This window comes from Armatimonadota bacterium (assembly GCA_031459715.1).
In the GTDB taxonomy this organism is placed as follows: domain Bacteria; phylum Sysuimicrobiota; class Sysuimicrobiia; order Sysuimicrobiales; family Humicultoraceae; genus Humicultor; species Humicultor tengchongensis.
This window is the reverse complement of record JAVKIA010000014.1, coordinates 58,060-62,567: the sequence shown is the minus strand read 5'-3', so window position 1 is coordinate 62,567 and position 4,508 is coordinate 58,060. Positions and strand designations below refer to the sequence as shown.

The window sequence follows — 4,508 nt, the reverse complement described above, 5'->3', positions numbered from 1 at the left end:
GGGCGCAGGCCCACATCCTCCTCACCAACCCGGACATGCTGCACGTGGGCATCCTGCCCCAGCACGGGCGCTGGACGGAGTTCCTCCGCCGCCTGCGCTTCGTGGTCATCGACGACATGCACATCTACCGCGGCGTCTTCGGCTCCAACGTGGCCAACATCCTGCGGCGGCTGCGCCGGGTCTGCGCGCTGTATGGGGCACGCCCTCAGTTCATCTGCGCCTCCGCTACCATCGCCAATCCCGAGGAGTTCGCCAGGCGCCTGCTGGGGGAGCGGGTGATGGTGATCGCCGACGGCGGTGCACCGCAGGGGCCGCGGGAGGTGGTGCTGTGGAACCCTCCCTTCCTGGATGCAGCTCACCTGCAGCGGCGCAGCTCCTATACGGAGGCCACCTGGCTCTTCAGCGCCCTGGTGGCCCGGGGCATCCGCACCATCGTCTTCACCAAGGCGCGAAAGGTCACCGAGCTGATCTACCGCTATGCGACGGCGCGCCTGGAGCGGGAGGCGCCATACGTGGCGCGGCGGATCAGCCCCTACCGCGCCGGCTACCTGCCGCAGGAACGTCGGCGCATCGAGCAGCGGCTCTTCCGGGGGGAGCTGGTGGGGGTTGTCTCCACCAGCGCCCTGGAGCTGGGCATCGACGTGGGCGGCCTGGACGCCGCTGTGCTGGTTGGCTACCCGGGGACGATCGCCAGCACCTGGCAGCGCATCGGCCGGGCGGGGCGGGGGCGGGAGGCCTCGCTGGCGGTGCTGATCGCCCTGGACGATGCCCTGGACCAGTACCTGATGCGCCACCCCGACTACCTCTTCAGCCGGTCCGCCGAGCACGCGGTGATCGATCCGGAGAACCCCTACATCCTGGCCGCCCACCTGCGTTGCGCGGCGGCGGAGGTCCCACTCAGTGAGGAGGACCGGGAGTTCTTCGGTCCGCGGGTGGGTGAGGTGGCGGAGATCCTGGCGGAGCACGGCGACCTGATCCGACGGCGCGACCGCTGGTACTGGGCGGCGCGGCGACGCTACCCCGCGTCCGAAGTGGAGGTGCGCGCCGCTTCCGGTGACACCTTCCGCATCATCGACGTGGCTGCGGGTCGGCTGCTGGGGACCGTGGATGCCGTGCGGGCCTTCGAGCAGGTGCACCCGGGGGCGGTCTACCTGCACCAGGGCGAGAGCTACGTCGTCCGCCGCCTGGACCTGGGGGAGCGGGCGGCATACGTTACCCCCAGCGCCGCCGACCACTACACACAGCCCCGGGTACTCACCGACGTGGCCATCCTCCGGCCACGGGCGCAGCGCGCCTGGGGTCCTACCACCGCCTGGTTCGGCGACGTGGACGTGACCAGCCAGGTCACCGGGTTCGTACGCAAGCAGCTCTTCTCCGAGGCGGTGCTGGGCAGCGAGGAGCTGGACCTCCCCGCCCAGACCCTCTCCACCACGGCCCTGTGGTTCGCCGTCCCGCCCCAGCTGCAGCGCGCCCTGGACGAGCGCGGACTGGACCTGGCGGGGGGCATCCACGCGGTGGAGCATGCGGCCATCGGGCTGCTGCCTCTGTTTGCCATGTGCGACCGCTGGGACCTGGGCGGCGTTTCCTACCCCCGCCATCCCCAGACCGGCGTGCCCACCATCTTCATCTACGACGGGCACCCCGGCGGGGTGGGCATTACCGAGAAGGGGTATGCGCTGCTGGATCAGGTGATGGCCGCCACTCTGGAGGCCATCACCTCCTGCCCCTGCGAGGAGGGCTGCCCCTCCTGCATCCAGTCGCCCAAGTGCGGCAACCTGAACACTCCGCTGGACAAATCCGCCGCCGTCCTGCTGCTGGCCGGCCTGCTGCGCCGCCCGGTGGCCGGCGCGGCGCGGGCCTGACTGCTGTGGCGGCGTATCTCAAGGTCGGGCGAATTCGCTGCGCACATCGACGGGGGCGGCTAGGGTGACGGCGCAAACGCCCTCCGGCGGCCGAACCGCCCCCACAGCGTCAGTGCCAGCAGGGTGAGCGCAACCCCGGCGGCCGCCAGTCCCATGGTGGCGTAGCCGACCGCGGCGAACACCAGCCCGCTGCCGAAGCTTCCCCCCGCCGAGGAGAGCCCGATGAGCAGGTCGTTGAATCCCTGGGCCCGCCCGCGCTCCTCCGGGGAGAGCTGGTCTGCCAGCAGCGACGACCCGCCCACGAAGCAGAAGTTCCAGCCCAGGCCCACCAGGAAGAGCGCCGCCGCCAGCGGAACCACCTCCGGCGAGCGCGGCGCGGCCAGCGCAGCCAGAGTCAGGACGCCGGCCCCGGTGGCGATGACCGGGCTCCGCCCCCAGCGGTCGGCCAGGCGGCCCGAGACGACGGAGAAGAGGTACATACCCACCACGTGCGCAGAGACAACGAAAGAGATGTGCGTCAGCGGGTGCTGGTGGTTTCGCATGTGCAGTGGGGTGATCACCATGAGCATGACCATGGTGAGCTGGCCGAAGGCCATGGCCAGCACGGCCAGCAGGGCCGGCCGCTGCCGCAGAATCTCCAGAATGGGCCGGCCCGGAGCGCCGGTGGCGGCGGAGCGCAGCGACGGGCCCCCCAGGTGGCGGGCGAGGTCGCGCGGCTCGGGGCGCAGCCAGACGAAGATCACCGCCGCGGCCAGGGCGAAGAGCGCCAGCGTCGCCCCGTAAGGGCCGGCCAGCTCGTCCACGCCGGCGCGACCGGCCAGGCCGGCCATCGGTCCGGCCAGCAGCGGTCCGGCCACTGCGCCCACCGTTCCCCCCAGGACCACCCGGGCGATGGCCCTGCCCCGCTCCTGCGGCGGGTGTACCTCCGCCGCGACGAAACGGGCGAGTTGCACCGCTGCGGTGGCGCTGCCGATCAGGAGCGAGCCCAGGAGGAAGACGGCGAAGGACCCGCCGATGGTGGCGGCACCGGCCAGCGCCGCTCCGGCGGCACCCGTGCTCGTCCCCGCCAGCAGCGCGGGCCGTCGTCCCCGGCGGTCCATCACCTGCCCCCAGAGGAAGGCGGAGAGCGCGCTGCCCAGCAGGTAGCAGGTGGCAGGCACGCCGGCCCAGGCCACCCGCCCGCTCAGCCGGGCGCCGATGATGGCCACAATGGGGAAGATGGCGATGGTGGCGGCAGAGCCCAGGCTCTGCGTGATGAAGAGGGTCAGGGTGATGCGGCGGGCCCGGTCCCGCAGTCCGCCCAGCTCCAGTGTGGCCGTTCCCAAAGCGTCGGTCATGCGCGGCTTCTCCCGGCGGTGACTTCCAGACATTCTGCGGGATACACAAGGAATCCCCCGGCCCCGGACCGCCCGGCTTTCTTTGACCGGCCCCACGCCCGCTCCTAGAATGGCGCTAGTGGGTACCCTCTACGTGGTGGGCACACCCATCGGCAACCTGGAGGATGTCACCCTTCGCGCCCTGCGGGTGCTGGGCGCGGTGGACGTGATTGCCTGCGAGGATACGCGCCACACGCGCACTCTGCTGCAGCGCCACGGGATCACCAGGCCGCTGGTCTCCTACCACGAGCACAACGAGCGGGAGCGGGCGCCCCAGCTGGTGCGCCGCCTGCTGGCGGGCGAAGATGTGGCCCTGGTCAGCGACGCCGGGATGCCCGGAATCTCCGACCCGGGATTCCACCTGGTGACGCAGGCGGTTGCCGCGGGAGTGGCGGTGATCCCGGTCCCTGGGCCCAGCGCCGTCACCGCAGCCCTCAGCGTGGCCGGGCTGCCCGCAGAGCGCTTCCTCTTCCTGGGCTTCCTTCCGCGGACGCGGAAAGCGCGGCAGCGGGCGCTGCGAGAGGTGGCAGGCATCCCCGCCACCCTGGTCTTCTTCGAGGCGCCACACCGGGTCCACGAGACGCTGGCGGATGCGGCGGCGGTCCTGGGTCCGCGGCGGGCGGCCCTGGTGCGGGAGGCGACCAAGGTGCACGAGGAGGTCCTGCGCGGCCCTCTTCCGGACCTGGCTTGCCGGATCGCTGAGAGACGGCTGCGAGGGGAGATCACCCTGGTGGTGGAAGGGGCGGCCCTCCGCCGCCCGACCGACCTCGCCGCCCGTCCTCCGGCCGGCAGTGCTGCTGGCCAGGAGCCGGCGCACTACCTGCGCCGCCTGCTTCGCGCCGGGATGTCCCGCCGCGACGCCGCCCGCAATCTGGCCGAAGCTTACGGCATCCCCCGCCGCAGAGCCTACCAGCTCGCCCTGCAGCTGACCCCCTCCGTGACGCCGTCCCGGCCGTGAAGCGCTGGCTGTCCGCACCCGCCGATGTGGTGCGCGTCCACCGGGCGGCCACCGAGGTGGAGGCCCTGGCCGTAGAGCAGGCGCTGCGCGCGGCGGGGTTGCGCGTCTGGGTACGCTCCCGCCAGGTCCCTGGCTATGCGGCGGTCATTGCCAGCGCCTCGGGGGTCTGGGGCGACATCCTGGTCGCGGCGGAAGACGCCGACCGGGCGCGCCAGGTCCTCGCCGGCTACCTGGCCACCCTGGCACCGGGCCGGAACGCCTCGGACGCCTCGACCCGCCGGTTCGCCGACATTATCCCGCCGCTGGTGACCC

The 4,508-nt window shown here is 72.3% G+C and carries 4 protein-coding genes; 3 read left to right on the top strand and 1 reads right to left on the bottom strand.

The window, feature by feature from the left end:
- The coding region (locus QN152_07285; protein ID MDR7539321.1) for a DUF1998 domain-containing protein at positions 1–1,862 on the top strand (1,862 nt) is incomplete at its 5' end.
- A gap of 59 nt (positions 1,863–1,921) precedes the next feature.
- On the opposite strand, the gene QN152_07280 is transcribed toward QN152_07285, so the two are convergent.
- Entirely contained in the window at positions 1,922–3,199 is a 1,278-nt protein-coding gene (locus tag QN152_07280; GenBank protein ID MDR7539320.1) for an MFS transporter, read from the bottom strand.
- A gap of 109 nt (positions 3,200–3,308) precedes the next feature.
- Here QN152_07280 and rsmI point away from each other — a divergent pair, with 109 nt between their 5' ends.
- Complete coding sequence (gene rsmI / locus QN152_07275; GenBank protein ID MDR7539319.1) at positions 3,309–4,196, top strand: 16S rRNA (cytidine(1402)-2'-O)-methyltransferase; 888 nt, start codon at positions 3,309–3,311, stop codon at positions 4,194–4,196.
- A partial coding sequence (locus QN152_07270) for a hypothetical protein (protein MDR7539318.1) occupies positions 4,193–4,508 on the top strand: 316 nt, incomplete at its 3' end. The genes rsmI and QN152_07270, both read left to right, overlap by 4 nt.